Genomic DNA, 26349 nt, shown 5'->3' with positions numbered 1-26349 from the left:
GACACCATGGACGACAAGCGGCTCGAAGGCGCGGGCGAAGACGGGCCCGGCGTGCCGAGGGACCTGCCCGACGAACAGGCGAGCGGCGGTTCCGACCACTGGGACCCGGACCTGGCCCAGGCCCAGGAGGCCGGGGACGAGGAGCGCGGCTCCGCCGAGGACACGCCCACGGAAGGCGCGCCCGAGGAACCCACCGGCTGAGCGGCCCGTACGGCTCGGGAAGCGCCCCGACCGACCGACCGGCCACCGGACACGGGCCTGCCCGTCAGGCCGCCGTCCGGTGGCCGGACACGCGTCACGCGGGGCGTACCGCCATGGCGTCGAGAGCGGCCAGCAGCTCCGGAAGATGAGGGCCGCGGCCGATGGGCAGTACCTCGCGGGGCATCTCGTCCAGCAGTACGAAGGCGATGTCGTCCGTCCTGGCCACGACCGACCAGCCGGGGCCGTCGGCCCGCAGCGTCCGGGCTCCGCCGGGGGCGAAGCCGGACCGGACGCGACCGGGCGGCGGAGGATCCTCCAGATAGCCGCGCAGCTCCGCCAGGACCCGCCGCAAGGGCCCCTCCGGGCCGCTCCCCTCGGCCGCGCCGGGCAGCCGCTCGCCGGCCGGCCCACTGCCCTCCGGCCCACCGGACGCCGCGCCGGAGGACGCCCCGGCACCCGCCGCCTGCCCACCCGGCCCCGGCCCGCGCGCCGGCCGGTCCGCCGGACGACCGTCACCCGCCGGCCCCGCCGCCGGACGAGCGTCACCGGCCGGCCGGTCATCCGTCGCCGACGGCTCGCCGGCGTCCACCGGCTTGGCGAAGTCGTCCTCGCCCAGCTGCTCGCGCCAGGCGGCCCACTGGAGCGCGACCTCGTCCGCGCCCATCCGGCGCTGCGCCGGTCCCCACTCCCCGGGGTCCGGCGGCGTCAGCGGCCGGCGCTCACCCGGGGGCGTCTCCGGGTCGTGCGGCGCGGGCACGTGCGGCGCGGCGACCGCCAGGGCGAGCGGCCAGCCCGGCAGGGCCATCACGACGCTGCGCTCGTCGGGGGACAGGTCGTACTCCATGCCGCAGTCCCACGAGGCGATCGCCACGGCGACCAGCGACACGTCGTCGACGACGACCGTCCACCGGGCACCCTCGCCGTCCTGGCCCAGCACCAGCCCGTAGCCCTCCGCGTACGGCTCCAGCCCCAGCGCCGCGCACGCCTCCGGGTAGTCGTCGCCGAGCAGGCTCGGGAACTGCGCGGGCGTCAGCAGCACGGCGGTCAACACGTACAGCGCGTCGTCGTCCGCGTCAGCGACGTCCACCGGTTCCGTCCCGGCCATGGCCGCCTCCCTCCCACATGCGTCGGCGCACCTTAACCAGCGGGTAACCCTGCCGTCGAGAGGTCCCGCCGTCCTGATCACAACGGTTTCGGCACGGCGCCGGCGGCCTCACGAGGTCGGCAGGCCCATGAGGCTGCGGGCCACCGTGCGCGGGGACTCGTCGCGCTCGCGGGCGAGGGCGATGACCGCCCGGCAGGCCAGTTCGCTCACCCCGAAGGACAGGGCCTCCGGCGACACCCACCCCTGTGCCTCGTCGACGGCCTCCTGGTCGTCGTCCGCGGACGCGGCCACATAGGCCGCGGCGGCCTCGAAGATGTTGTGCTGACGGGCGCCGCGCCGACCCGTCCCGGCTCCGTCCTCCTTCCCGGGCTCAGGGGCGGACAAGGACCTGACGAAAGAACCGACGGAGCCGAAGAACGTGCGGAGTCTGTCGTACACCGGGCCCACCTTCCCGCTGTCCGGCGGCGTGCGCCGCCGGTTTTCCGACGCTGGACCTCCAACGTAGGGTTCGGACCGGCAACCACAGAAGGGGAGGGACGCAGGTGCGAGGAGCCCGGTTCGACGACAGGGGCAGTCTGATCCGGTGGACGGAGGCGGTGGGGGAGGGGCCGAGGTGTACGTGCACGGGCTCGGCGCGCTGAGCACGGTGTACCACGCCCACGTCGCCGCGCATCCCGTTCTGGCGGGCCGCCGGTCGCTCTTCGTCGATCTGCCCGGGCACGGCATCAGCGACCGGCCGGCGGACTTCGCCTACACGCTGGAGGACCACGCCGACGCGCTCGCTGCGGCACTGGACGAGGCGGACGCGAGCGGCGCCGAGGTCGTGGGACACAGCATGGGCGGCGCCGTGGCCATCGTGCTGGCCCACCGGCGCCCCGACCTCGTGAGCCGGCTGGTGATCACCGAGGGAAACCTCGACCCCCACCCCCCGGTCTCCGAGGCCAGCAGCGGTATCGCCGGCCACTCGGAGGAGGAGTTCGTGCACGGCGGCGGCTACGCGCGCGTGCTGGAGCGCGTCGGGCCGGCATGGGCGGCCACCATGAGGCTCGCCGACCCGCTCGCCCTGCACCGCAGCGCGGTCGGCCTCGTGCGCGGCACCCGGCCGACGATGCGCCGCATGCTCATGGAGGCCCCGGTCGACCGGGTGTACCTCCAGGGCGCGCACAGCGGTGCACTTCCGGGCCACGACGAGCTGGAGGCGGCGGGCGTGCGCGTACTGACCGTGCCGGACGCGGGGCACAACGTCATGTTCGACAACACGCCCGCGTTCGTGCGGGCGGTCGCGGCGGAGGAGCGGGACCGGAGCCTCGTGCCGGGCGGGGACGCCCCGGCGGGAACCCCGGTCCTGACGTACGTCACGCCTCGGTCCTGACGTACGGCGGGTCCCCGGTCCTGGCGTACGGCGGGTCCCCGGTCCTGGCGTACGCCGGGTCCAGCCTTGACGCAGGTCCTCGGTCCTGACGCGGGTCCTCAGTCCTGACGTACGGCGAGGACGAGGAAACGGTCGTCCCGGTCCACGTACGTGACCATCCGCCAGCCCGAACCCGCCAGCAGGGGCCGCAGGTTGGCCTCCGCGCGCAGGTCGTCGTCGGTGAGCCGACGCCCGTGCCGGGCGGCCAGTGCCGCACGGCCGACCGGGTGGAAGAGCGCCAGCCGTCCACCCGGTCGTACGGCCCGGGCCAGCTCCCGCAGGTCGTCGGCCGGCCGGGACAGGTGGGAGACGAGGCCCGCTCCGAACACCGCGTCCAGCGCTCCGTCCCGCAGCGGCAGGCGCCCCACGTCGGCGAGCAGCAGGACCCCATGGGCGTCCCGCCCGGCCCGCGCCGCGGCCGCCAGCATGGCGGGTGTCAGGTCCGCGCCGACGACCGTGCCCGCCGGGCCCACGGCCTCCCGCAGGGGCGGCAGCGCGCGCCCCGTCCCGCAGCCCGCGTCCAGCACGGTGTCGCCGGGGCGCAGCCCGATCTCCGCCACGGCGGCGGCGTACGCCGGGCCGTCGTCGGGGAACCGCGTGTCCCAGTCCGCCGCGCGGGCGGTGAAGAACTCCTGCACGTGTGTGTGGTCGTCGGCCATGCGCCCATGATCCCCCATGCCCTCGACAGCCGGGGGGCGCACAAACGGATCCCGCGTGAGGTCATCGACCGACCGCGCGCCCTGTAGCCGCGCGGCGGCACGGGCCCGGCGGCCCGCTCCCTCACGGCTGCCCGTCCATGCGGAGGAACCACTCCCGGGCGGCGTCCGCCGCCTGTTCCAGGGTTCCGGGCTCCTCGAAGAGGTGGGTGGCCCCGGGGATCACCCGGAGGGCGCACGGGGCGGTCAGCCGCCGCGCCGCCTCCTCGTTCAGCCGCAGCACCTCCTGGTCGTGTCCCCCGACCACCAGCAGGACGGGTGCCCGCACATCGGCGAGCACGGCGCCCGCGAGGTCCGGGCGGCCACCACGCGACACCACGGCCCGCACCCGCTCGGGCCGGGCGGCGGCCGCCACCAGCGCCGCGGCGGCCCCGGTACTGGCGCCGAACAGCCCCACCGGCAGACCGCCCGTGTCCGGACGGTCCCGCAGCCAGTCCACCGCCCCCGACACACGGCGCCCCAGCAGCGGGACGTCGAACCGGAGCTCGGCGGTGACCATGTCCACGCGTTCCTCCGCCGCGGTCAGCAGGTCCATGAGCAGGGTGCCGAGCCCCGCCTCCTGGAGGACCCCGGCCACGGCCCGGTTGCGCGGGCTGTGGCGCGAGCTGCCGCTGCCGTGGGCGAAGGCCACCACCCCCCGCGCGTCGCGGGGAAGGACCAGATCCCCGTCCAGGGTGACCTCACCGAGGGTGAGGGAGACCGCTTCCGCCGCCCGTGCCATGGCTGCCACCTCCTGCGCCCGACGCCGCGGGCCAAGGACCGGACCCGCGGGACCGGCCCCACCGGACCGACCCCCGGGTACCCAAGGCCGGGCAGCGGATGCCCGGCTGCTCGACGCGCTCTCCTGGACCCGCCCCCGCCCCGGCCCCCGGGGTCCCGACGCCCCCGTGCGCCCCGTGCGAGTCCTTGCCCTGTCCACGTCAGTGCGCAAGGCTTACGGGGCAGCGGGGGGAACGTGGGAAACGGGGAGGACCGGACATGGCCTTGGACAAAGAACTCGACTGGCTCCTGGACGACTTGACCAAGCGGGTCGAGTACATACGACACGCGCTGGTGCTGTCCAACGACGGCCTGGTCACCGGCGCGAGCACCGGACTCGCCCGCGAGGACGCGGAGCACCTCGCCGCCGTCTCCTCCGGGCTGCACAGCCTCGCCCGCGGATCGGGACGGCACTTCGGGGTGGGGCGGGCACGCCAGACGATGGTGGAGTTCGACGAGGCGATGCTCTTCGTCACCGCGGCGGGCGAGGGCAGCTGCCTGTGCGTCCTCACCGCGGCCGAGGCAGACGTCGGCCAGGTCGCCTATGAGATGACCCTCCTCGTCAACCGGGTCGGCGAGCATCTCGCCGTCGCCGCCCGGCAGCACAAGGGCGCGGCACTCACCGACCGCTGACCAGCGGCGACACCGCGTCCACCGAGGGTTTTCCACAGGCCGGACGCGGGCGGTCCCGATCGCGCTACCTTCGTGACGCAAAGTAACCGAGCCTCACGGGGGAGACACCATGACGGTCAAGGAAACGGTCACCGCCCACACCCTTGCCTGCGGACGCGCGGCGCGGCAACTGGAGCTGAAGCGCAACGAGTTCGAGCTCGCCGTCCAGCTAGGACACGTACGGACCACGCCCGGTGCCGACGGAGGCCGGCGCCGGGTGGCCGCGGCGGAGATCGAACGGCTCCGCGCCGCGCCGGACTTCCCCTCCGGTCTGCGCGAGCGTGTCCGCACCGTCGGCACGTCCGAGGGAGCCGGGCTGGCCGCGATCACCAACGAGCGTTTCACCAAGCTGGCCAGGTCGGGCCACCTCAGCCCGGTCGCGTTCTACCTCAACCGCTACCGGGCGGTCGTCTGGCTCTACGTCGCCGCCGAGGTGCGGGAGTTCGCCGAGCGACACCCCGAGCTGCTCACCGGCAGGCTGCCGGCCGCCGTGCGCGCCGGGCTCGACGCCGGGCAGGACACCCGCTCGCGCAACTGGCGCGCACGACGCCTGGGGCTGCTGCTGCGCCAGGCCGACGACCCGTGGACGGCGGCGGCGGCCATCGCGTCCCTGCTGCCCCCGGCGCACCTCGCGGAAGTGGTCGGCGACCCCCGGGAGCGCGCCCACCTCGACCGGCTGCGCCCCGACCCGCCGAACGCCCGGCCCGAGTCCCTCGCCGCCCGGGACATCGTCGACGGGCTCCTGGTGGCGGACGACCCGGACGAGATCCTGTGGCACCGGACGAGCCTGGCGCTCGCCCTGGACGAGGCCCGGGCCGCCCGGCCGGCCCCCGGACCGGACGGCCCGGACCAGCACACGGTCCCGAAGGGCCGCTACGGCAGGTCCGGACTGCTCACCCGGATCCGGCTGGGCCGGCGGAGGCCCGTGGGTACCGGACGGGTCCGCGCCGCCCGGCAGGGGGTGAGCGTCAGCCCGTAGCGTCCTGGGCGCCGCCGCGGGGGAGCACGGTCGCGAGCACGCCGGGCAGCGGGTACCAGTCGGCCGACACGATGCTGGCGTGCCGCCCGGCGAGCAGGGCCACGCGGTCCCGGGCCTGCGCCTCCGTCGGACGCGTCCCGTCGATGGCGGGCGCCACGCCGTGCGCGTCCGTCATGACCACCAGGTAATGGCGGCCGTCGTACCAGGCGGTGTCGATGGAGCCGCCCGCGTAGGCGGAGGCGTCACCGTCGAAGACGACGAACCAGGGGCGTATGCCGGTGTCCGCGTACCGGGTCCGCGGGTCGCCCGCGGCGGCCCGGTGCACCGCGGGGAACGCCGCCGCCTGGGCCAGCCGGCCGGCCGCCGCCGCGTCCCGGAGGTGCGTGGCGTACTCGCGGTCGGTCCACAGGGTGTCCAGCGGGTTGTCCTGCTCGACGGTGCCCGGGATCAGTTCCACGACGAACTTGGCGGCCATCGCCGAGCGCGCCGGCCAGCCGTCCGCCCGTACGGCCGAGTCCAGGTCCGGGTGGGCCCCGGCCAGATCGGCCGGCCGGAACAGCGCGTCGCCCAGCCGGGCGGTCAGCAGCGCGTCCAGCGCGGCCGGCCCCCGGCCGTTCTTGGCCTGGAAGCCGTCCTTCAGCTCCAGCTTCAGCAGGACGGGCCGGTGCCCCGGATGGGCGTCGTGCCAGGCCCGGATGTCCGCGAGGCACCCGCCCAGGTCCTGGTTCCTCGGCTTGGTGCGCAGTTCACCGGCGTGGGACGCGTTCACGCAGTTGTTGTCGTTGCCGAGGGGGTTGTTATGGGAGACACGCCACGATCTGCCGAAGACATTGGTCCACACGTCGATCTCCAGCATGCCCGCGCCCGAGTCCAACGCGTCGGCGAAGTAAGGGTACTTCGCCTTCTCGTACGCGTTGTGGACGCCGACCCCGGTGGAGGCCGAGTAGGAGAGTTGCGCGGGATCGGCGGACACGGAACCCGCCGGGCGGGGTTCGCCCGGAGCGGCCCCGAGCGAGAGCACCCCGGCCAGCACGGCGGACGCCGCTGTCATCCCGGTACGAGACACCTTCATCATCGGCCCCTGTTCCTCTCGACGCCCATCAAGTCGAGCGCAGCGTAGGGGAGTTGCGTGAATGAAGGGAGACCTGGGGACGGCCGGGACGTCAAATCCCCCGCCGCCGCCCCGGGCGCCCCCGTCCCCCGGAGAATCGGCACCGCCGCACGGAAAAGGGCGGCCGTCCGGGTGCGCCGGAGGCGCGGGACGTGCACCATGGCGGCATGCTGCTGGCCCGACTCGCGGAGGTCTCCGACCAGGTCGCCGCCACCTCCGCCCGCTCCCGCAAGATCGCCGCCCTGGCCGATCTCTTCTCCGCGACCCCGCCGGAGGAGGTGCCGCTGGTCATCGCCTACCTCGCGGGCCGGCTCCCGCAGGGGAGGATCGGCATCGGCTGGAGCACCCTCAAGGAGCCCGTCCCGCCCGCCACGGAACCCACCCTGACCGTCGCCGACACCGACTCCGCCCTGACCGCGCTCGCCGGGGTGGCCGGTCCGGGGTCCCAGGCGGAACGGCAGCGGCTGGTACGAGAACTGATGGGCGCCGCCACCACGGCCGAGCAGCAGTTCCTGCTCCGGCTGCTGACCGGCGAGGTCCGGCAAGGGGCACTGGACGCGATCGCCCTCGAAGGCGTCGCCAAGGCGGCCGCGGCGCCCGCCGCCGACGTACGGCGGGCCGTCATGCTCGAAGGGTCCCTGCCACGCGTGGCCCAGGCGGTGCTGGCCGAAGGCCCGGCCGCCCTGGAGCGGTTCCGGCTGCGCGTGGGCAGCCCCGTGCATCCGATGCTGGCCCACTCCGCCAAGAGCGTGACGGAGGCCGTCGCCGCGCTCGGCCCGTGCGTCGTCGAGGAGAAGCTGGACGGGATCCGCGTCCAGGTGCACCGCGCCGGCGACGACGTCCGCCTCTACACCCGGTCCCTCGACGACATCACCGACCGCCTCCCGGAGATCACCGCGGCCGCACGCGAGCTGCCGGGGGACCGGTTCGTCCTGGACGGCGAGGTCATCGCCCTGGACGCCGCCGGCCGTCCCGTACCGTTCCAGGACATCGCGTCCCGCGTCGGCTCCCGCGTCGACGTGGCCACCGCCGCGGCCGCCCTGCCCGTGTCACCGGTCTTCTTCGACGTCCTGGCCGCCGACGGCGCCGTCCTCGTCGACCTGTCCGGCCGGGAACGGCACGAAGTGCTGGCCCGGCTGGTACCCGAGCCGATGCGGGTGCGCCGCACCGAGGTGGCGGATCCCGGCGCCCCCGGGCAGACGGAAGCGGCCGAGGCGTTCTTCGCGGACACCCTCCGGCGCGGGCACGAGGGCGTCATGGTGAAGGCCCTCGACGCCCCCTACAGCGCGGGCCGCCGGGGCCGGTCGTGGCTGAAGGTCAAGCCCGTGCACACGCTCGACCTCGTCGTCCTCGCCGCCGAATGGGGACACGGCCGCCGCACCGGCCTGCTGTCCAACCTCCACCTCGGCGCCCGCGCCGCCGACGGCACCTTCGTGATGCTCGGCAAGACGTTCAAGGGCCTGACCGACGCCATGCTGCGGTGGCAGACGGAACGGTTGCGGGAACTGGAGGTCGAGGACGACGGTTCCACCGTCCGGGTCCGGCCCGAGCTCGTCGTGGAGATCGCCTACGACGGACTGCAACGCTCCCCGCGCTACCCGGCAGGGGTGGCACTGCGGTTCGCCCGGGTGCTGCGCCACCGCCCCGACAAGCAGGCGGCCGAGGCCGACACCATCGAGCGCGTCCTGGAGGGGCGGGGGGACGGTCAGTCGTCGTCGAGCGTGGTGTAGCGGACGCGGGCCCACAGCGGCAGTACGAACCAGCACAGCACGTACCAGCCCACCACTCCGGCGACCAGCCACGGCACGTACTCGTCGTGCGTCGCCACCCGCAGCACCAGGAGCAGCGCCGAGATCAGCGTCGCCAGCAGCAGCACGAGCCCGACGAACGTCAGCCGCGACGCCCAGACCACGGCCTGCGGCTTGATGCGCCGTCCCGACACGATGCGGTGGAACGACACCGGCCCGATCAGCGCCCCGGTCGCCGAGGCGCCCAGCGCCACCGTGGTGATGTAGATGGTCTTCTGCGTGGCGGGCAGGCCGGCGTACGTCGGGGTGAAGACCACGGTGAGCAGGAAACCGAAGAGGATCTGGACGCCCGTCTGGGCGACGCGTATCTCCTGGATCAGTTCGGCCCAGCGCCGGTCGGCCCGCTCGTCCGGGGTCTCGTCGCGGCCCCGCCCCCGCTTCGTGCTCCCGCCGTTCGCGGACCTGTTCCGCTCGTCGTGCTCAGGCATGGCGATCCTCCCGCATTCGGTCCCGCACTTCTCTTCTAACCGGGGGCGTGCGGATCAAGCGCCACCCCCTCTCCGTACGGCACCCGAAGGAACTCGGCGGGTGTCGGGACGCGGAACGTGACCCCTCGCGCACGGGCCGCTCATGCTCGTACGGGCGACGCCACCGCCGGGAGGCGGCGGGACGGAGGCGACGGGCCGGACCGGACGGAGGCGACGGGGCCGGGCCGCGTCCGGAGGGGGATTGCGGCGGGGAATCGCGGCCAGAGATGAAGGCGGTCCCGACAGCACAGCCGTGCGAAGCACGGAGACGGAACGGAGAAGGAATGACACGCGCCGCGGTGTTCGACGTCGACGGCACCCTCGCCGACACCAACCACCTGCACGTGGCCACCTGGTGGGAGGCGTTCCGGCAGGCGGGGCACACCGTGCCCATGCACGCCGTCCACCGGGCCGTCGGCCTGAGCTCGCACGACCTGATCGCGCACCTGCTCGGTGAGGACCGGGACAAGGACCAGGACGACGCCATCAGCGCCGCCCACAAGACCCTCTACGGAACCTACTTCGCCCGGCTGCCCGCCTTCCGCGACGCCGGCCGCCTGCTGAAGACCCTCGCGGCGGACGGCTGGACCGTCGTCCTGGCCACGTCCGCCGGGGGAGCCGAGCTGTCCGCGCTGCGCCGCGCCATCGACGCGGACGACGCCATCACCGCCACCGCGAGCGCGGACGACGTCGAGGAGGGCAAGCCCGCGCCCGAGCCGGTACTGCACGCGCTGGAACTGGCGGGGGCGCCGGCCGAGCGTTCCGTCTTCGTCGGGGACACGGTGTGGGACATGAGGTCGGGCACTCGTGCGGGCGTCACCTGCGTGGGCCTGCTGTGCGGGGGGATCCCGCGGGCCGACCTCATGGAGGCGGGGGCCGCCGTGCTGTACGACGACCCCGCCGACCTGCTGGCGCACCGCGACCACGGCCCGCTGGGCGTGCCGGCCGGCCGGGCTGGCTGACGCCGACGGGCGGAAGGGGCCCGGCCGGCCGGCGGTGCGCGACCGGCCGGGCCCGCCGACGGCGCGCCGGAGGGGTCACTTCCCGAGCTGTCGCTGGAGCTCCGACTTGTTCATCGACGACCGGCCCTGGACGCCCTTGCGCTTGGCCTCCTGGTAGAGCTGGTCGTACGTCGGGCCCTTGGGGCCGCTGCCGCCGGACCGCTGCCCGCCCCGCTTCGAGGACGACATGTCCTGGGTGGAGGTCTTGCTGGCGGTCTTCGACTCGCCGGAGCGCGCCCGCTCCTTGTTCACCGTCCGGGCGGCCATCTCCTCGGCACGCTTCTCGCCGGCGCCGCGCTTTTTGGCGCTCTCCTTGATGTGCTCGTACTGCCGTTCACGCTTCGGGCTGGATCCTGCGGGCATGCGTTCCTCCTGCTGACGTCCCCCCTTGCGGACCCCCCTGCCTCTCCACACCCTCATACCAGGCACCCCCCTCCGCAAACGCGCCGGTGAAGATCCTGATTGGCGCGCCCGAGGTGAGGTATTCGTGCCTGTACGGGTAGGACCGGACCCAAGGAGTGGAGCGACGTGGAGAGCAACGGAACAAGGAACCACCCCGCGGACTGCGACGTCACCGTGCAGCTCAGCGACTGCGACCGTCAGGACGCCCGGGCCGTCTTCGAGACGCTCGACCGCGTCTTCGCCGGCTGCGACATGCCCACGCCGGGGCCGGAGCAGGCGCACGGCCATGAGCCCACCGTATGGATGGCCACCTTCGACAGCTCCGCGCGCCGGGACGAGCGGCCCGGGCCGCCCAACCTGAGCACGCCGGTCACGGCCCTGCTGACAGGGGACCACCAGGCGGTGGCGGAGGTGGAGAAGGCGCTCGGCGGGCTGTTCGAGGTGCGCTCGGCCTCCTCCGTGTCGGGCGAGCACGAGAAGGAGGCGCGCCTCCAGCTCGCCTCGCGCTACGTCACCCACTGAGCGGACCGCGCGCAGCCACGTGCACGACGCGTGCACGGCGCGCGCACGGCACGGAAGAGGCCGGTGCCGACGTCACGACCGCTGACGTCGGCACCGGCCTCGTCCCGTTGCCCTCCGGCCCCCCTGACGGTCCGCGCCGCGGTCCGCGCCGCGGTCCGCGCCGCCCGCACCGGACGCCCTCAATCCTCCGTGCCGTCCGTGCCGTCCGTGCCGTCCGCGTCAGACGCGTCGGGCGCCTCGGGCCGTCCGGCGGAGGAGCCGAAGTCGATCCGCTTCGCCTCCACCGTCCGGGCGCCCATGTTGCGCCGCATCATCTCCAGGGCGGCCCGTGCCAGCGGCTCGTGGATGTGCGCCACCGCGTCCGTCGGCACCGTCACGTCGAAGTGCCGGATGTGCGCGTCGAGGGCCGAGTACAGCACGCACTGCTCGGTCACCTGGCCGCACAGGACCAGATGGCTCACCCCCAGTTGCGTCAGCAGGTACGCCAGGGGCGTCTCGTAGAAGATCGAGTGCCGGGCCTTCACCACGAAGAGGGAGGAATCGTCCGGGCGGAGGGGTTCCACGAGCTCGGCGTGCGGGCCGGCCAGGGCCGTTTCGACGATCTCGCCGTGGTGGGACCGCCATTCGCCGAAGTTGTCGTTGACGTAGATCACCGGGACGTCGTGTTCCCTGGCCCGGGTCACCAGGTCCACCAGGACGGGCAGCGCCTCCCGGACGGAGGGGAGGAGCAGCTCGGCGTCCCGGTGGTCATAGGTGTTGATCATGTCGATGACGACGAGGGCGGTTCCGTGGGTCTCACCGCGCGGTGCGGACGTACCCATGGTCCGGTCAGCCGAACGCGTCGCGGAGGGCGGGCAGCAGCTTCTTCGCCGACCAGTCCAGGAAGGCGGGCTGCGAGTCACCGCCGATCTGCACGAGGGCGATCTCGGTGAACCCCGCGTCGGCGTACGGCTTCACCGCGGCCACGAAGTCCTCCGGATCGTCACCGCAGGCGATGGACCCGGCGACGTCCTCGGGCTTCACGAACTGGGTGGCCGCGTCGAACGAGTCGGGGTGCGGCAGCTCCGAGTTGACCTTCCAGCCGAGGCCGAACCACCGGAACTGCTCGTGCGCACGCCGGACGGCGGCCTCCTTGTCCGGGTCGTAGCACACGGGTAGCTGGCCCACCCGGGGCTTGCCCCCGCCCCCGTGCCGGTCGAAGGCGTCGAGCAGGTCACCCTTCGGCTCCGTGGCGATGACGAGGTCGGCGAGGCGGCCGGCCAGTTCGCAGGACCGCTCGCCCGAGACCGCCAGTCCGATCGGCGGCGGCTCGTCGGGCAGGTCCCACAGTCGGGCGGACTCCACGTCGAAGTGGGTGCCGCGGTGGTTGACGTGGCCGCCCTCGAAGAGTGCCCGGATGATGCCGACGGCCTCCTCCAGCATCTCGTGCCGCACGTCGACGGACGGCCAGCCGCCCCCGACCACGTGCTCGTTGAGGTTCTCGCCGGATCCGAGTCCGAGCCGGAAACGCCCCTCGGACAGAAGCTGGAGCGTCGCCGCCTTCTGGGCGACGACGGCCGGGTGGTAGCGGAACGTCGGGCACGTGACGTACGTCATCAGCGGGATGCGTGAGGTCGCCTGTGCGGCCGCTCCGAGCACGGTCCACGCGTGGGGCGCGTGCCCCTGCGAACGCAGCCAGGGGAAGTAGTGGTCGGACGTCACCGAGAAGTCGAACCCGGCCTCCTCCGCCTGGACGACGTGCTCCACCAGCGCTCGGGGCCCTGCTTGCTCGGTCATCATCGTGTATCCGATTTGCACCATAAACTCGCGATTTCCCCGATGATCGCACCGGAAAACATCGGAAACGCGCCTCGAGGGTGCGGCGGTGGACCCCCGCGGCCCCCGGTATGCATCACGTGTATACACCGTGTGTAGAGTGCGGGACGACCCGACCGACCGAACTCACGTACGCGCGGAAGAGAGCTGTCCCATGCCGTTCGGCACCAAGTCCCCGAGGCGCCGCAAGGCCGCCGTCTCCCTGCTGGCCGTGGCCTCGCTCGTCCTCGCCCTCGGTGGCTGCGCCGCCGAGCGGGTCGCCCCCGGCAGCGCCAGGGCCGACGCGAAGGGGGAGCCCGGGCCCGTCGACTGCCGGAAGCTCACCTGCATAGCGCTCACGTTCGACGCCGGTCCGGGCAAGGACACGCCGCACCTCCTCGACATCCTCAAGGAGAAGAAGGTCCCCGCCACCTTCTTCCTGCTCGGCCAGAGGCATGTCGACCGTTATCCCGACGTCGTGCGCCGTATCGCGGCGGAGGGGCACGAGGTGGCCAACCACACCTGGACGCACCAGATCCTCACCGATCTCGAACCGGACGAGATACGCCAGGAGCTGTCCCGCACGCAGGACGCGATAGCGGACATCACCGGCCGCAAGCCCACCCTGATGCGCCCGCCGCAGGGCCGTACCGACGAGACGGTCGCCGACATCAGCCGCGAACTCGGCCTCGCCCAGGTCCTCTGGAGCGTGACCGCCAAGGACTACTCGACCACCGACTCCGCGCTGATCCGGCAGCGGACGCTCGACGGCGCCAAGAAGGACGGCATCATCCTGCTGCACGACATCTACGACGGCACCGTCCCCGCCGTGCCCGGCATCATCGACGAGCTGAAGCGGCGGGGCTTCACCTTCGTCACCGTTCCGCAGCTCCTCGCCCCGGCCAAGGCCGAACCGGGCACGGTGTACAAGCCCTGAGGAGCCGGCCCCGCCGAGCCCGGGGCACACCTGGTCACCGGGGTGAGGCGAGTCACAGGCGCCGGGGTCCGGGCGCGGGAACACCCGGTTTTGGTTGACCGTTCATCGATATGTGACCGCGAAGGGGTCCGTGTCCCCGGCCCCCCGCCGAGTGCGACCGCCCTCCGCCGTCACGGCGCACGCCCCGGCTGGCTTCCCCCCGTCCAGCCGGGGCTGCGGTGTCCCCGGACCAGGCCGTCGTCGCCCGGACCACCTCGACGCGGCGCCCGCCCGCGCCCGGTCCGCCCGCGTCGCCGCTCCATCCATGTCCCCGGTCCGCCGCCCCTCCCCGGACCGCTCGCCGGAGGGCGCAGCCCGCCGTCCGGTTCTCGCCGCCCCCCCCGGCACACCCCCGCCCCCCTGCACCCCAGGCCGTGCGACGCTGACCCCACAGGACGCAGACCAGAGCCAAGGAGCGCGGCGATGACGCAGCAGGCCCGGGAACTTCTGGACGCCACCGCACAGGCACTCGCCCCTCGGCAGGGCACCAACCGGTTCGTCGCCGCCATGGCCGACGGCACGGCGAGCCGCATCGCCGTCGGCACCCTCGCCCTGGAGCAGCGCCACATCGTCACCTCCGACCGCCACTCCTTCCTGCACCTGGCCGCCCGCGCGGCCACCCGTCCCCAGGCCGCCGCGCTGTTCACGACCCTCGCCGAGGGGGAGTCCCTGGCCCTCGACCGCCTCCGCGCGCTGCTCGACGGCTGCGGACTGGACGACGTGGCCACGGAGGCGTACGAGCCGTCGGCCGGCTGCCAGGCCTACCCGGCGTACGTCGCGTGGCTCGCCCTCAACGGGGACCCGGCCGACGTCGCCATCGCCCTGTACGCCAATTTCGCCGCCTGGGGCGGCTACTGCGCCGCCCTCGCCGGGGCGCTGCGCACGCGCTACGGCTTCGCCGACGAGGCGTGCGGCTTCTTCGACTTCTTCGCCCTGCCCGCTCCCGCCCTCATGGACCAGGCCGTCGCCGCCGTACAGGAAGGCCTGGACGACGGCCGGGTCACCATGCCCGCGGCACTCCGCTACGGCCGGCTGCTCCAGTCGTACGAATCGCTGTTCTGGGACACCCTGTGGCCCCACGCCGCCGGTCATGGCGAGGGGCTTCCGCACGCCTGAGGCGCCGGGCGTCCCGGCCGCCCGTGCGGGGTCCCTCGTGGTCCCGTGCGCACCTGGCGGCGCGTTCGCACCGGCGCGATCCGGGTACCCGCCGTGCGTTCGTTCCCCGACGGTGGCACCGGAGGCGTTCATGGCGGTACGGCACCAACTGATCAAGCGGCCTCCCGAGGAGGTGTGGGCCGTGCTCGAGGACGGGAGCCGGTACGGCGACTGGGTCGTCGGCACCTCCGCGTCCTGGCAGAAGGACGGCGACTGGCCGAAGACCGGCTCGGCCATCGCGTACACGGTGCGTCTGGGCCCCTACACGGTCGAGGGCGAGACCGTCGTACGGCTCCACGAGCCGCCCCGGTGCCTGGAGCTGGAGGCCCGCAGCGGGGCCCTGGGCACGGCCAGGATCGCCATCGAGGTGCGGCCCTGGGGTGACGAGACGCTCGTCCGGGTCGACGAGCACCCGCTGCGCGGCCCCGGGGGCGCCCTGCACAACACGGTGATCGACGCGTTCATCCAGCTCCGCCACCGCACCATGCTCCGGCGCCTCGCCGACGTGGTCGAGGGACGCGCCCGGTGAGGTCCCGTCCCGTCGTGCCCGACGCGGCGCCCGACACCGTGCCGGACGCCGTGGTCATCGGCGCGGGCCCCAACGGCCTGGTGGCCGCCAACCTGCTCGCGGACGCCGGCTGGTCGGTCGAGGTCCTGGAGGCCCAGGACGAGCCCGGGGGCGCCGTCCGCAGTGACCGGGGCGTCCACCCGGACCACGTCAGCGACATGTTCAGCGCCTTCTACCCGCTGGCCGCCGCCTCCCCCGTACTGGCCCGCCTCGACCTGCACGAGGAGGGCCTCCACTGGAGCCACGCGCCGCGCGTACTGGCCCATCCCCTCCCGGACGGGCGGTGCGCGGTTCTGGAGCGCGACCGGACGGCCACGGCCGCCGGACTGGAGGCGTTCGCCCCCGGAGACGCCCTCGCCTGGGACGGCCTGTGCGACATCTGGGACCGGCTCGGCCCCGACATCCTGCGCGCGCTGTTCACGCCCTTCCCGCCGGTCGCGGCGGCCGCCCGGCTGGCCACCCGCGTCCGCGCCGCGGGCGGGCTCCGGTTGGCGAGGACGATGGTCCTGCCCGTACGGCGACTGGCCGAGGAGGAGTTCCGCGGGGAGGGCGGCCGGCTGCTGCTCGCCGGGAACGCGCTGCACGCCGACCTCGCCCCCGAGGCCGCGGGCAGCGGGGGCTTCGGCTGGCTGATGGCCATGCTGGGCCAGGCCCACGGCTTCCCCGTGCCCGTCGGCGGGGCGGGCGCGCTCACCGACGCCCTCGTCCGCCGCCTCCAGCGCCGCGGCGGGGTGGTGCGCTGCGGGGAGCGGGTCGTGGAGGTGGTCGTCCGCGGCGGCCGCGCGGTGGCGGTGCGTACGGCCTCGGGCGAGACGGTGCCGGTGAACCGCGCCGTCCTCGCCGACGTGGCCGCCCCCGCGCTGTACGGGGACCTCGTCGGCCCCCAGCACCTGCCCTCCAGGCTGCTCGACGACATGCGGCGCTTCCAGTGGGACTGGGCCACCTTCAAGGTCGACTGGGCGCTGTCCGGCCCCGTCCCGTGGACCGCCGGTGAGCCGGCGGCCGGCGCGGGGACCGTCCATCTCGCCGACGGCATGGACGAACTCACCCGGTTCTCCGCCCAGCTCGCCATGCGGGTGGTGCCCGACCGCCCGTTCCTGCTGTTCGGGCAGATGACCACGGCCGACGCCACGCGCTCCCCGGCGGGCACCGAGTCGGCGTGGGCCTACACCCACGTACCGCACCGCGTCCGCACCGACGGGGGAGAGGACGGCATCACCGGCTCCTGGGACCGCCGCGAGCAGGAGGCCTTCGCCGACCGCGTCGAGGCCCAGGTCGAGCGGTTCGCGCCCGGGTTCCGCTCCCGCGTGCTCGCCCGCCGGATCCTCGCCCCGCCGACCCTCGAGGCCATGGACGCCAACCTCCACGGGGGCGCCATCAACGGCGGCACCACGGCCATGCACCAGCAGCTCTTCTTCCGCCCGGGCCCCGGTACGGGCCGCCCGGAGACGCCCGTGGAGGGCCTCTACCTCGCCTCCGCCTCCGCCCACCCGGGCGGCGGCGTCCACGGGGCGCCCGGCGCTAACGCGGCCCGTGCGGCGCTCCGCACTTCCCGCCCGCTGCGCCGGGCGCTGTCCCGCGCGCAGACCGTCCTGGCCGGCCGGGGTCTCCGCTCGGCCGCCGAAGCCTCCTCCACCCCGGCCGGCTCGCTGGCCTCGTTCGACGCCTCGGGCCCCGAAGGGCGGGACGGCCCGGCCGGCGGCCTGCCGCCGACGGACTGACGGCACGTACCGGTGCGGCCGTGAGTGCCCGGGGGGCCGTCCGTGTGCCCGGGCGTTCAGTCGCCGCCGCCCGGCTGCCGCTGCCGCTGCCCCCGTTCCGCGCGGGCGGCCGCGTCCCGGGCCCGGCGGCGGGCGTCGCGTGCCGAGCGCTCGGCCCGCTGGAACCGCGTGCGCGCGGCGCGCACCTCCTCGTCCGCGCCGTGCCGGAGGAGTTCGGCCTCCTTGAGCTCCCGGGACAGCGCGCCCACCCGCCGCTCCGCCTCCCGGAACCCTTCCTCCGCCCGGGTCCTCTCCGTCCCGGCCCGGTCGCGTTCCTCCTCGGCCCGGCGGGCCTCCTCCTCGGCCCGGCGGGCCTCCTCCCGCAGCTCGGCCGCCCGCCGCTCGCGTTTCCGCTCCTCCTGCGCGTGCCGGTCCTGCTGGGCCCGCGCTTCGCCACCGGTACGACCGCCGTCCCCGCCCCGCTCGTCCTCCGCGTGCCGGCCGGCGGGCCGGTCGCCCGTCCGGGGCGGGACGCCCGTGAGGGCGGCGGCGAAGCCCACCGGGGCGCTCAGCGGTCTGACCAGCCGCCCCGCCGCCCACCGGTCCGCCGCGTCCGGGTCCGCCAGGACCGCGTGCAGGGTGCCCTCGACCTCGTGCTGGACGTCGTCACCGACCGGCTGGCCGGCGTCGGCGGCGAGTTGCCGCGCCTGCCGGGCCAGCGTCGTCACCAGGGTGTGCTGCTTGCGGCTGAGCTCACGCAGCCGGTCACCGTCCAGCCTCCTGGTGGGCGCGGCGCAGCCCGTCGCCGAGCACGGCCAGCGAGCGCGTCTCCTCCGGCATCCGTCGTACGAGCAGGTTGCTCACCCAGGCCGCGAGGGTCGGCCGGCGCAGGGCCCGGACGGCATCGGCCAGTTCGCGGTCCCCGGCCTTCCGCGCCTCCGCGGCGCGCGCGTCGCGCGCCGCGGTGAAGCGGTCGGGGCGCAGCCCGTACAGCTCGTCGGTGACGTTCTCCAGATCCACGGCTCTCCCGTCGGACGCGGTCTGTCGGTACCTCGCTCCCGTTATCTGAGGTATGCCCGTTTTTAAAGTGATAGGAGAGGTTTTCGCTTCGCCATCGCTGGTCACCCGACCCTTGAGGATCCACACAGCGACACCCACAGAGGGAACAGCGCGAGAGAAACCGCTGGAGGATGCATGATCACCCAGGCACAGATCCCGGCCGTGCTCGACCACCCGGTCTACGACGCGAGCGGTGACAAGATCGGCGAAGCCAAGCACGTGTTCGTCGACGACGTGACGGGCCGGCCCGACTGGGTCAGCGTCAAGACCGGCTTCTTCGGCTCCGGCGAATCGTTCGTGCCCATCCATGAGGCCGTGGTCGTGGAGGACCACCTGGAGGTCCCGTACCCCAAGGGAAAGGTCAAGGAGGCCCCGAACGTCGACGTCGACGCGGGTGGCCACCTCTCGGCCGAGGAGGAACGGCGCCTCTACGAGTACTACGGCATCGGCTGGGGCGGGACGACGGGGATGGATGACCGGGCCCGCACCGAGGGCATGGCGGGCACCGCGGGAACGGCCGGAACGGCGGCCGCCGCAGGCACCGCCGCCGGCCGCACCGGCGACGACGCGATGACCCGCTCCGAGGAGGAACTGCACGTCGGGGTGGAGCAGCGTGAGGCGGGCCGGGCACGGCTTCGCAAGTACGTCGTGACCGAGGAGGTCCAGCAGACCATCCCGCTGCGGCACGAGGAGGTCACCCTGGAGCGCGAGCCCATCACGGAGGCCAACCGCGACGCCGCCCTGTCGGGACCGGAGATCTCCGAGTCCGAGCACGAGGTGACGCTGCACGCCGAACGGCCGGTGGTGGAGACGGAAGTCACCCCGGTGGAGAGGGTGCGGCTGAACACCGAGGAGGTCACCGACGAGGAGACCGTCCGCGGACGGGTCCGCAAGGAGCGCATCGAAGCCGACCTGCCCGACGAGGACGCCGGCACCGACCGCTGACGGCCGGCCGTCGGCCGGTTCCACGGCCCAGGCCCCGCTCCGCGAGGAGCGGGGTTCCCGTGCGCCGCCGACCGCCGACCGCCGACCGCCGACCGCCGACGTGGACCCGCGGCACCCGACCACGGATGTCGGCCGTGGTCCCGGCGCTTCCGCGCGGGCGGATCGTATACGACCGGTGACCGGTGACCGATCGAACGGTGCCCGGCCGCCGAAGCGCCGCCGATGCACCGCATATGACGACCCGTCATTCCCACGGGCACATCCGGATAGGCGCGGCCACGCACGCGCACGGCCCGCACGATTCCTCACCGGAGTCGTGCGGGCCGTACGGGCGGTGCGGGGCTGCCCCGGGTTCAGAAGGAGAATACGCTCGAGCCCTCGGCCTGCATCACACAGGAATTCGCGTAGGTTTTCTCGAAGTTCACGCGTCGGCCTTCCCAAATGCCCTGCGCGGTCACGACGACCGGGTCGTAGATCTTGATGCAGGGCCGGCCCTCGTCCTCGCCCAGTGCGTCGAACTCGCCCTCGGTGGCGCGCAGTTCGGCACAGGCCTGCTTCGGGGCCGGGTGCGTTCCGCCGGCGGTCGGGCTACAGGTGAGCGTCACCGCCCGCATGGGCGTCGCGGTGATGGCGTTCTCCCCCTGGGCGACGGTGAGGACGAGTGCCGACGGTGCGTAGAGCCGCGGTTCGGGTGCGGCGGCCTTCGCGGCGGCCCCCGTGACGGTCATGGGTCCGAGGACCCCCGCTGTGGCCAGCCCGCAAACGATGGCGCGCCTTACCAGTGTCCGCATGGCAGAAAACCTCTCAGTTCGTCTCGGGAACGTTCGGTGCCGTGCGCCAGCCACATTGCCGCGCCGGCCTTGTAGATGCACATTCAGCGGCGCTTTTCGGTTTGATCCGTCATTCAGGCGATGACGCGAAAAGTCGCTCCGCGGCGCGGCTCGCGTTCGTCGGCGAGTGCCGCCATCAGGGCTTTATGGCGTGCTGAAAATGGTTCAAAAGTGCACGATGCGTAGAAACGTTCGAGTCTCCGGTCGTCAACACGGCCGAAACGTGACGGCAACACGAGGGGTGGAGATCCGGCCTGCCTCGATCGGCGCGCCGACTCAAAAGCACCTTTCATGGAAAGGTAATGTGATGGCAAAGTTGACGACGCTGTAGCCGTGCATGATCGTTGGCGCACCGCACCACGGTGCCTGGCGGCGACAGCGCCGCGGAGACCCCGTGGTTCCGTCACGCACGCCCCCACACCACCTGACAATGACCCGACCACACCGCGCCCGCCGGCCCCCACGGCCCGGAGCGCAGGAGGCAGGCCGCCATGAAATCCCTGATCGACAACGCTCGTACGTTCCCCGCACGCGTCGCCCGACGGCCCGATGAGTTCCGCCGTCTCGCCGCCGGACAGTCCCCCGAGGCGCTGTTCATCACCTGCTCCGACTCCCGGGTGATCCCTTCCCTGATCACCGGGGCCAAGCCGGGTGAGCTCTTCGAACTGCGCACCGCGGGCAATGTGGTTCCCCGGTACGACGAGGCACGGCCCAGCGCCGAGACCGCCACCGTCGAGTACGCGCTCCGCGTCCTCGGTGTCCGTGACATCGTCGTGTGCGGGCACTCCCACTGCGGCGCCGTCGGCGCCCTCGTGCGTGGTGAGGACCTCTCGGCCCTCCCCGCCGTGCGGAGCTGGCTCGACCACTCCGTACCGGAACCGCCCGACACCCGCGACCTGGCCCAGGCCGTGCGCCGCCACGCCGCGGCGCAACTGACCACGCTGCGCGGCTACCCGGCCGTGCGGGAGCGTCTGGCCACCGGGCAACTGACGCTCCACGCCTGGTACTACGAGGTCGACACCGGTGCGGTGAGCGTCCACCGGCCCGACCTGGAGGGCGAGTTCACGCCCCTGTGAGGGGGCGCAGCACTCTCGTGTCCCCCTCCGACCGTCCGCCGCCCCCAGCGGGGCGGCGGGCCGCACCCTTAGGAACCCACCCTCATGCTTCGCCATCTCAAGGACCCCGCCGTCCTGCGCCGTGACATACCCGCGTCACTCGTCGTCTTCCTCGTCGCCCTTCCTCTGTGCGTCGGCGTGGCCGTCGCCTCCGGGGTGCCCGCCGAACTGGGGCTGGTCACCGGCATCGTCGGCGGCCTCGTCGTGGGGGCGCTGCCCGGCAGCTCCCTCCAGGTCAGCGGCCCCGCGGCCGGCCTGACCGTGCTGGTGTACGAGGCGGTCCGGGAATTCGGCCTCGGCGCGCTCGGCGCCATCGTCCTCATATCCGGACTGCTTCAACTGCTGCTCGGGGCACTGAAGTTCGGCCGCTGGTTCCGCGCGATCTCCATCGCCGTGGTCCAGGGCATGCTCGCCGGCATCGGTCTGGTGCTGGTGCTCGGCCAGGTGTACGCGATGGCCGACACCGCCCAGCCCTCCGGCGGCCCCGGCAAGCTCGCCGGCCTGCCCCGACTCGCCGGTTCGGTCCTCTCCGGAGGCACGGCGCTGACGGCCTTCCTCGTCGGCGCCGGAACCGTGGCCGTCCTCGTCCTCTGGCCCCGGCTCCCCGCCCGCGCCCGTGTGGTCCCCGGCCCGCTCGTCGCGGTCGCGCTCGCCACCGCGGTGACCGTCCTGTTCGACCTGCCCCTCGCCAAGGTCGAGGTCCAGGGCCTGCTGGAGGCCGTCCAGCCGCCCGGGCTCGCCGGCTTCGGCGACATCGCCACGGTGGCCGCCATCGGAACCGTCCTCGCCTTCACCCTGATCGCCTCGGCCGAGAGCCTGTTCAGCGCCGCGGCCGTGGACCGCATGCACGACGGGCCGCGCACCGACTACGACAAGGAGCTGATGGCGCAGGGCGTCGGCAACACCCTGTGCGGCGCGCTCGGCGCCCTGCCCATGACGGCCGTCATCGTCCGCAGCGCCGCCAACGTCCAGGCCGGTGCGCGCACCTCCCTCTCCCGCGTCCTGCACGGGCTGTGGCTGCTGCTGTTCGCCGCCCTGCTGCCCGCGGCGATCGGCGTCATCCCGCTCGCCGCCCTGGCCGGCGTCCTGGTGCACGCCGGCTGCAAGCTCGTCCCCGTCAAGGACTTCCGTCCGCTCTGGCGTGATCACCGGGGCGAGGCGGTGATCCTGGGCGTCACGGCGGTGGCCATCCTGGTCACCAACCTCTTCGAAGGCGTGGTGCTGGGCCTGCTGCTCGCCGTCTGCAAGACCGCCTGGGAGACGTCCCACCTCCACGTCGAGGTGCGTGAACTCACCGGGGGCCGTCTGGTGGCGACCATCACCGGCAACGCGACCTTCCTCCGGCTGCCCAGGATCCTGGAGGAGCTGGAGAACCTTCCCGCGGACCGCCCCATCGAGCTCGACCTCTCCGGGCTGCGCCACCTCGACCACGCGTGCCGGGTCGCCCTGGAGAACTGGGCGCTGCGTCACAACGACGCCGGGACGGAACCGGTGCGGATGCTGCCGCCCGCCGGAGTCCCCGCCCAGGTCCCGCCGGATCGGATCCCCACGGGCCGGATGCCCGCGGGCCGAGCCCCGTCGGACCGGGCCACCTCGGATCAGGCCGATCAGGTCGCCTCGGTGTCCAGGACGTAGTCGACGACCGACGAGGGCGTCAGCCGGTCCCTCTTGACGATCGCGACGCCGTCGCTCCCGGCGTTCGCCCCGGTGCCGGTCCCGGCACCGGGCGCGGGCTCGGCGGCGGCGTGCGCGGTCGCGGTACCGGCGGCGAGCAGGACGCCGGTGGCCGCGGCGATGACGGTCGCTCGGAGGTTCATGCGTGCTGCCCTCTCGGTCGGGTGGCTCGTCGCTCAAGAGCCTGCCGATGATCAACGAGGCCTCGCCGGAGAAGTGTCGGGCGGCCGTTCCCGCCGGTATGGCGACGGCGCCCACCGGCAATGGCGACCGTTCCCACCTGCATGGGGTGCGGGGGCGGGATCCCGGCCGCGTTCCCGCTGTTGACCGCGAGGGTGTGAAGGTAGTTCTATTGGGACATAAAGGGCAAATAAAGTCTTCCACAGGAGGCGGCCCGCAATGACCACCCACCCGAGCATCGAGCAGCACCCCGATCTCGCCGAGATGCGCTCTCGGTTCGAACGGGCGACCAGCACCCCCCGTGGCCAGGCGATCGAGACGCTGGGCCTTCTCACGGGTCTCTACTTGGCGGCATCGCCATGGATCGTCGGGTTCAACGGCCTCACGACCCTGGCCGTCTGCAACCTGATCACCGGTGTCGCCTACGCCCTGTGCATGGGAGGGTTCGGCTCGGCGTACGAGCGCACCCACGCCATGGCCTGGGCCGCGTGCGCCATCGGCGCATGGACGATCGTCGCCCCGTGGGTCGTCGCCGGCAACGTCGACACGACCCGCAGCGTGGTCAACAACATCATCGTCGGCGCCGTGGCCCTGCTGCTCGGTCTGGCGATGGCGGCGTCGGCGATGGCCGACCGCCGTTCCGGCCGCCCCCGCGCCCGGGCCCGTGGCGGCCCCGGCCCCATGGAGTGAACCGACACGCCCGATCCGGAGGACCCCGGCGCCCGCGCCGGGGTCCTCCGCGCCCCCGGCCACCGAGCGCCACCGCGCCGTTCTGCCTGGTGCGTCATAGCGTTGCCGCGAGCGGGCAGGAGGGACGCGAGGAGGCACCATGGCGAAACCGATCGCACGCATGTCGCGGTGGCTGAACCGCACCTACGCGGGGGACCGGGCCGACCCGCCCCCGCTGGGCGGTTACGCCGCCGCCGTGGCCGTGTTCGGCGGCTACGCGGCGGCGTGGACCGGTGCGGTCCGCCGGAGCGGTCGGCCACTGCCGGCGAGGCCCGAGCCCTGGGACGTCCTGCTCACCTCGGTGGCCACGTTCCGGCTCAGCCGCCTGGTGAGCAAGAGCGCCGTGCTCAGCCCGCTGCGGGCCCCGTTCACCGAGTACCGAGGATCCCAGGGTGCCGCGGAGCTGGCGGAGGAACCGCGCGACGGGGCCAAAGGGGTCGTCGGCAGCCTGCTGACGTGCCCCTTCTGCGTCAGCGTGTGGACCGTGTCCACCCTGACCGGTGCCGCGCTGCTGTGGCCCCGCGCCACCCGTACGGTCACGGGCGCCCTGACCGCGCTGGCCGGGGCCGACGCGCTCCAGTTCGTCCACACCGCCCTGAAGGAGAAGACCACCGGGAACTGAGCACCCGGTACGTCAGCGGCACCGCCCCGGCACGGTCAGGCACCGGACGCCGGGGCGATGTCCTGCTCCGCCCAGACCACCTTGCCCATGGGCGTCCGGCACGATCCCCAGCGGCGGCACAGCATGTTGATCAGTTGCAGACCCCGTCCCCCCTCTGCGCTGAGCGGGGCGTGCTGGATCTGCGGCAGGTCCGGGCCCGTGTCCGACACCTCCACGCTCAGCCGGTCGTGGCGGACGAGCCGGAGCTGCCGCGGACCGCCGCCGTACCGCAGCGCGTTGCCGACCAGCTCGCTCACCACCAGCTCCGTGACGTCCACCAGATCGGCCAGTGCCCAGCGGCCGAGCTGCTCCCTGACCAGGCGGCGTGCCTCCCCGGCGGCCGACCCGTCCGGCGGCAGCGACCGTACGCACAGCTCACCGTCGCCGAAGGCACGGGCCTCCGCCACGAGGACGACCGCGTCGTCGAAGCGCCTGCCCCCCTCCCCGAGGATCCGGGCCGACGACACGTCACAACTCCGCCGCAGCGCGGGCCGAGGCCCCGCGACCGCCTCGCGGAGGCGGCCGAGCTGCACCTCGATGTCCGCCTCCCGGCTCTTGACCAGGCCGTCGGTGTACAGCATCAGCCGCGCGTCCTCCGGCACCGTACCGTCAGCGGGTCGTACGGGATCACGCCCGCCCCCAGCGGCGCGCCCGGGGGCACCTCCACGAACGACGCGCCGCCCCCGGAGGCGATCAGCAGGGGCGGCGGGTGCCCGGCGCTGGCCAGCCGGAACGTCCCGTCCGCCGGGTCGTACACGGCGCACAGACAGGTGGCGACCTGGTCCTCCTCCAGGTCCCGGGCGGCGAGGTCCAGCCGCGCGAGGACCCGTTCCGGCGCGATGTCCAGGCCGAGCAGCGTGCGGGCGACCGAACGCAGCCGCCCCATGGTGGCCGCCGCCGCCAGACCGTGGCCCATGACGTCGCCGACGACCAGCGCGGTCCGGCCGCTCGGCAGGGGGACCACGTCGAACCAGTCGCCGCCCACCCCGCTCGGCTCCACGGCCGGCTGGTAACTGGACGCCACCCGCAGCCCGGGTGTCGAGGGGGCCGCCCGGGGCAGCAGGGCGCGCTGGAGGGTGAGCACCGTCTCCCGCTCGCGGCCGTAGAGACGGGCGTTGTCGATGTACACCGCGGCCTTCGACGCGAGCTCCCAGGCCAGCGCCAGGTCGGTCGGGGTGAAGGGGCCCCTCGACCCGGCCCGGACGAAGTCGGCGGCCCCCAGCAGCACACCGCGGGCGACGAGGGGCACGGCCATGTAGCTGTGCACCCCCGCGTGCCGCATCACCCGCGCGGCCTGCGGGCTCGGGGCGATGGACTCGTACTGACCGGGCGCGATCCGGCTCACCAGAACCGGGCGGCGTGCCGTCAGACACCGGTACACGACCTTGGGCGTCGCGTGGAGGGAGGTCAGCTCGCCCACCGGATCCGGTTCCAAGTGCCGCAGCGGGTCGATCACGGAGACGGCCATGGCGCGGGTCAGCGGCACGCCGGTACCACCCGCGCGGTCGCCCTCACCCCCGCGCAGCACCGACTCCAGCAGGTCCACCGCCGCCCCGTCCGCGATCCGGGGCACCGCGAAGTCGGCGAGCTCCTGCGCGGTCCGGCCCAGGTCCAGCGTGGTGCCGATGAGGTTGCCCGCCTCGTTCAGCCACTCCAGCCGGCCGCGCGCGGCGGACAGGGAACCCACGGCGGCCGCGGCCCGCCGCAGCATCCGCGCCGCACGCAGCGGGTCCACCCGGGCACCCGGCCCGCGCCCTCCGCGCCCCCGACTGCGGTTGTCGTCCACGTCGTGTACCTCTTCCCACGGCG

Annotated in this window: 28 protein-coding genes and 2 pseudogenes; 16 read left to right on the top strand and 14 right to left on the bottom strand. The window is 73.9% G+C overall.

Going from position 1 to position 26349, the window contains the following annotated elements:
• Positions 1-6: 6 nt before the first annotated feature.
• Positions 7-201 (top strand): hypothetical protein, encoded by a 195-nt coding sequence (locus ACZ7LK_RS12390; RefSeq protein ID WP_392272931.1) that lies wholly within the window; start codon positions 7-9, stop codon positions 199-201.
• A gap of 94 nt (positions 202-295) precedes the next feature.
• Here ACZ7LK_RS12390 and ACZ7LK_RS12385 read toward each other — a convergent pair whose 3' ends face one another.
• Together ACZ7LK_RS12385 and ACZ7LK_RS12380 are read right to left on the bottom strand one after the other, a co-directional pair.
• A complete protein-coding gene (locus ACZ7LK_RS12385) occupies positions 296-1306 on the bottom strand; it encodes a hypothetical protein (RefSeq protein ID WP_471140103.1) in 1011 nt (336 codons plus the stop codon).
• A gap of 108 nt (positions 1307-1414) precedes the next feature.
• Positions 1415-1744, bottom strand: coding sequence for a hypothetical protein (locus ACZ7LK_RS12380; RefSeq protein WP_471140100.1), 330 nt, complete (start codon positions 1742-1744; stop codon positions 1415-1417).
• Between the two features lie 104 nt (positions 1745-1848).
• Here ACZ7LK_RS12380 and ACZ7LK_RS12375 point away from each other — a divergent pair.
• Positions 1849-2678, top strand: a pseudogene (locus tag ACZ7LK_RS12375) (alpha/beta fold hydrolase).
• 98 nt (positions 2679-2776) lie between these two features.
• On the opposite strand, the gene ACZ7LK_RS12370 reads toward ACZ7LK_RS12375, so the two are convergent.
• Both ACZ7LK_RS12370 and ACZ7LK_RS12365 read right to left on the bottom strand, forming a co-directional pair.
• A complete protein-coding gene (locus tag ACZ7LK_RS12370; protein WP_392272935.1) occupies positions 2777-3376 on the bottom strand; it encodes a class I SAM-dependent methyltransferase in 600 nt (199 codons plus the stop codon).
• Between the two features lie 121 nt (positions 3377-3497).
• Positions 3498-4154, bottom strand: coding sequence for a dienelactone hydrolase family protein (locus ACZ7LK_RS12365; RefSeq protein ID WP_469463211.1), 657 nt, complete (start codon positions 4152-4154; stop codon positions 3498-3500).
• A 257-nt stretch (positions 4155-4411) separates the two neighbouring features.
• On the opposite strand from ACZ7LK_RS12365, the gene ACZ7LK_RS12360 reads away from it, so the two are divergent.
• Both ACZ7LK_RS12360 and ACZ7LK_RS12355 read left to right on the top strand, forming a co-directional pair.
• Positions 4412-4825, top strand: coding sequence for a roadblock/LC7 domain-containing protein (locus tag ACZ7LK_RS12360; protein WP_392272937.1), 414 nt, complete (start codon positions 4412-4414; stop codon positions 4823-4825).
• 109 nt (positions 4826-4934) lie between these two features.
• On the top strand, positions 4935-5843 hold the full coding sequence (locus ACZ7LK_RS12355; RefSeq protein WP_471140096.1) for a DUF6397 family protein: 909 nt from the start codon (positions 4935-4937) through the stop codon (positions 5841-5843).
• On the opposite strand, the gene ACZ7LK_RS12350 is transcribed toward ACZ7LK_RS12355, so the two are convergent.
• Positions 5833-6894, bottom strand: coding sequence for a phosphatidylinositol-specific phospholipase C domain-containing protein (locus ACZ7LK_RS12350; RefSeq protein ID WP_392272939.1), 1062 nt, complete (start codon positions 6892-6894; stop codon positions 5833-5835). The genes ACZ7LK_RS12355 and ACZ7LK_RS12350 overlap by 11 nt on opposite strands.
• A 227-nt stretch (positions 6895-7121) precedes the next feature.
• Here ACZ7LK_RS12350 and ACZ7LK_RS12345 point away from each other — a divergent pair, with 227 nt between their 5' ends.
• Entirely contained in the window at positions 7122-8684 is a 1563-nt protein-coding gene (locus ACZ7LK_RS12345) for an ATP-dependent DNA ligase (protein ID WP_469463202.1), read from the top strand.
• Here ACZ7LK_RS12345 and ACZ7LK_RS12340 read toward each other — a convergent pair.
• Positions 8660-9190, bottom strand: a complete 531-nt coding sequence (locus tag ACZ7LK_RS12340) for a DUF6328 family protein (protein WP_392273271.1) — start codon at positions 9188-9190, stop codon at positions 8660-8662. The genes ACZ7LK_RS12345 and ACZ7LK_RS12340 overlap by 25 nt on opposite strands.
• Positions 9191-9513: 323 nt before the next feature.
• Between ACZ7LK_RS12340 and ACZ7LK_RS12335 the strand changes: the two genes are divergently transcribed.
• Positions 9514-10191 (top strand): HAD family hydrolase, encoded by a 678-nt coding sequence (locus ACZ7LK_RS12335; RefSeq protein WP_471140091.1) that lies wholly within the window; start codon positions 9514-9516, stop codon positions 10189-10191.
• Between the two features lie 75 nt (positions 10192-10266).
• Here ACZ7LK_RS12335 and ACZ7LK_RS12330 read toward each other — a convergent pair whose 3' ends face one another.
• Positions 10267-10593 carry a plasmid stabilization protein gene (locus ACZ7LK_RS12330; RefSeq protein WP_392272941.1) on the bottom strand — a complete coding sequence of 109 codons (327 nt, stop codon included), beginning with the start codon at positions 10591-10593 and terminating at the stop codon, positions 10267-10269.
• A 165-nt stretch (positions 10594-10758) separates the two neighbouring features.
• Between ACZ7LK_RS12330 and ACZ7LK_RS12325 the strand changes: the two genes are divergently transcribed.
• Positions 10759-11154, top strand: a complete 396-nt coding sequence (locus ACZ7LK_RS12325) for a hypothetical protein (RefSeq protein WP_392272942.1) — start codon at positions 10759-10761, stop codon at positions 11152-11154.
• 179 nt (positions 11155-11333) lie between these two features.
• On the opposite strand, the gene ACZ7LK_RS12320 is transcribed toward ACZ7LK_RS12325, so the two are convergent.
• The gene (locus tag ACZ7LK_RS12320; RefSeq protein ID WP_471140087.1) at positions 11334-11975 is read right to left on the bottom strand and encodes a cysteine hydrolase family protein; all 642 of its coding nucleotides are present in this window, start codon (positions 11973-11975) and stop codon (positions 11334-11336) included.
• A 7-nt stretch (positions 11976-11982) separates the two neighbouring features.
• On the bottom strand, positions 11983-12954 hold the full coding sequence (locus ACZ7LK_RS12315) for an LLM class F420-dependent oxidoreductase (RefSeq protein WP_392272943.1): 972 nt from the start codon (positions 12952-12954) through the stop codon (positions 11983-11985).
• A 169-nt stretch (positions 12955-13123) separates the two neighbouring features.
• Here ACZ7LK_RS12315 and ACZ7LK_RS12310 point away from each other — a divergent pair, with 169 nt between their 5' ends.
• The 4 genes from ACZ7LK_RS12310 to ACZ7LK_RS12295 all read left to right on the top strand — a co-directional run bounded on the left by ACZ7LK_RS12310 (position 13124) and on the right by ACZ7LK_RS12295 (position 17368).
• Positions 13124-13885 (top strand): polysaccharide deacetylase family protein, encoded by a 762-nt coding sequence (locus tag ACZ7LK_RS12310; protein ID WP_392272944.1) that lies wholly within the window; start codon positions 13124-13126, stop codon positions 13883-13885.
• Positions 13886-14347: 462 nt separating this feature from the next.
• Entirely contained in the window at positions 14348-15040 is a 693-nt protein-coding gene (locus ACZ7LK_RS12305; RefSeq protein ID WP_471140082.1) for a thiaminase II/PqqC family protein, read from the top strand.
• Positions 15041-15170: 130 nt separating this feature from the next.
• Entirely contained in the window at positions 15171-15608 is a 438-nt protein-coding gene (locus ACZ7LK_RS12300) for an SRPBCC family protein (protein WP_392272946.1), read from the top strand.
• Positions 15609-15646: 38 nt separating this feature from the next.
• Positions 15647-17368, top strand: a complete 1722-nt coding sequence (locus tag ACZ7LK_RS12295; RefSeq protein ID WP_469463304.1) for a phytoene desaturase family protein — start codon at positions 15647-15649, stop codon at positions 17366-17368.
• Positions 17369-17424: 56 nt separating this feature from the next.
• Here the strand turns inward: ACZ7LK_RS12295 and ACZ7LK_RS12290 are convergent, their stop codons facing one another.
• On the bottom strand, positions 17425-18075 hold the full coding sequence (locus tag ACZ7LK_RS12290; RefSeq protein ID WP_471140078.1) for a hypothetical protein: 651 nt from the start codon (positions 18073-18075) through the stop codon (positions 17425-17427).
• Positions 18076-18112: 37 nt separating this feature from the next.
• Positions 18113-18367 carry a hypothetical protein gene (locus tag ACZ7LK_RS12285; protein ID WP_471140075.1) on the bottom strand — a complete coding sequence of 85 codons (255 nt, stop codon included), beginning with the start codon at positions 18365-18367 and terminating at the stop codon, positions 18113-18115.
• A 174-nt stretch (positions 18368-18541) separates the two neighbouring features.
• Between ACZ7LK_RS12285 and ACZ7LK_RS12280 the strand changes: the two genes are divergently transcribed.
• Positions 18542-19351 carry a DUF2382 domain-containing protein gene (locus ACZ7LK_RS12280; RefSeq protein WP_469463186.1) on the top strand — a complete coding sequence of 270 codons (810 nt, stop codon included), beginning with the start codon at positions 18542-18544 and terminating at the stop codon, positions 19349-19351.
• 353 nt (positions 19352-19704) lie between these two features.
• Here the strand turns inward: ACZ7LK_RS12280 and ACZ7LK_RS12275 are convergent, their stop codons facing one another.
• Positions 19705-20142 (bottom strand): subtilase-type protease inhibitor, encoded by a 438-nt coding sequence (locus ACZ7LK_RS12275; protein WP_471140073.1) that lies wholly within the window; start codon positions 20140-20142, stop codon positions 19705-19707.
• A 530-nt stretch (positions 20143-20672) separates the two neighbouring features.
• Here ACZ7LK_RS12275 and ACZ7LK_RS12270 point away from each other — a divergent pair.
• Together ACZ7LK_RS12270 and ACZ7LK_RS12265 are read left to right on the top strand one after the other, a co-directional pair.
• Positions 20673-21257 (top strand): carbonic anhydrase, encoded by a 585-nt coding sequence (locus ACZ7LK_RS12270; protein ID WP_392272950.1) that lies wholly within the window; start codon positions 20673-20675, stop codon positions 21255-21257.
• Positions 21258-21341: 84 nt separating this feature from the next.
• The gene (locus ACZ7LK_RS12265; RefSeq protein WP_471140070.1) at positions 21342-22931 is read left to right on the top strand and encodes a SulP family inorganic anion transporter; all 1590 of its coding nucleotides are present in this window, start codon (positions 21342-21344) and stop codon (positions 22929-22931) included.
• Here the strand turns inward: ACZ7LK_RS12265 and ACZ7LK_RS12260 are convergent.
• Entirely contained in the window at positions 22904-23113 is a 210-nt protein-coding gene (locus tag ACZ7LK_RS12260; RefSeq protein WP_471140068.1) for a hypothetical protein, read from the bottom strand. The genes ACZ7LK_RS12265 and ACZ7LK_RS12260 overlap by 28 nt on opposite strands.
• Before the next feature lie 256 nt (positions 23114-23369).
• Here ACZ7LK_RS12260 and ACZ7LK_RS12255 point away from each other — a divergent pair, with 256 nt between their 5' ends.
• Positions 23370-23840: an SPW repeat protein gene (locus tag ACZ7LK_RS12255; RefSeq protein ID WP_392272953.1), complete on the top strand. Its 471-nt coding sequence runs from the start codon at positions 23370-23372 to the stop codon at positions 23838-23840.
• Positions 23841-23979: 139 nt separating this feature from the next.
• Positions 23980-24501, top strand: coding sequence for a DUF1360 domain-containing protein (locus tag ACZ7LK_RS12250; protein ID WP_392272954.1), 522 nt, complete (start codon positions 23980-23982; stop codon positions 24499-24501).
• A gap of 35 nt (positions 24502-24536) precedes the next feature.
• On the opposite strand, the pseudogene ACZ7LK_RS12245 reads toward ACZ7LK_RS12250, so the two are convergent.
• A pseudogene (locus ACZ7LK_RS12245) lies at positions 24537-25913 on the bottom strand (ATP-binding SpoIIE family protein phosphatase); the annotation flags it as partial.
• Positions 25914-26349: the final 436 nt, after the last annotated feature.

Source organism: Streptomyces sp. NPDC039423, assembly GCF_055598725.1.
The sequence above is the reverse complement of the archived record's forward strand: the minus strand, read 5'-3'. Positions and strand labels throughout refer to the sequence as shown.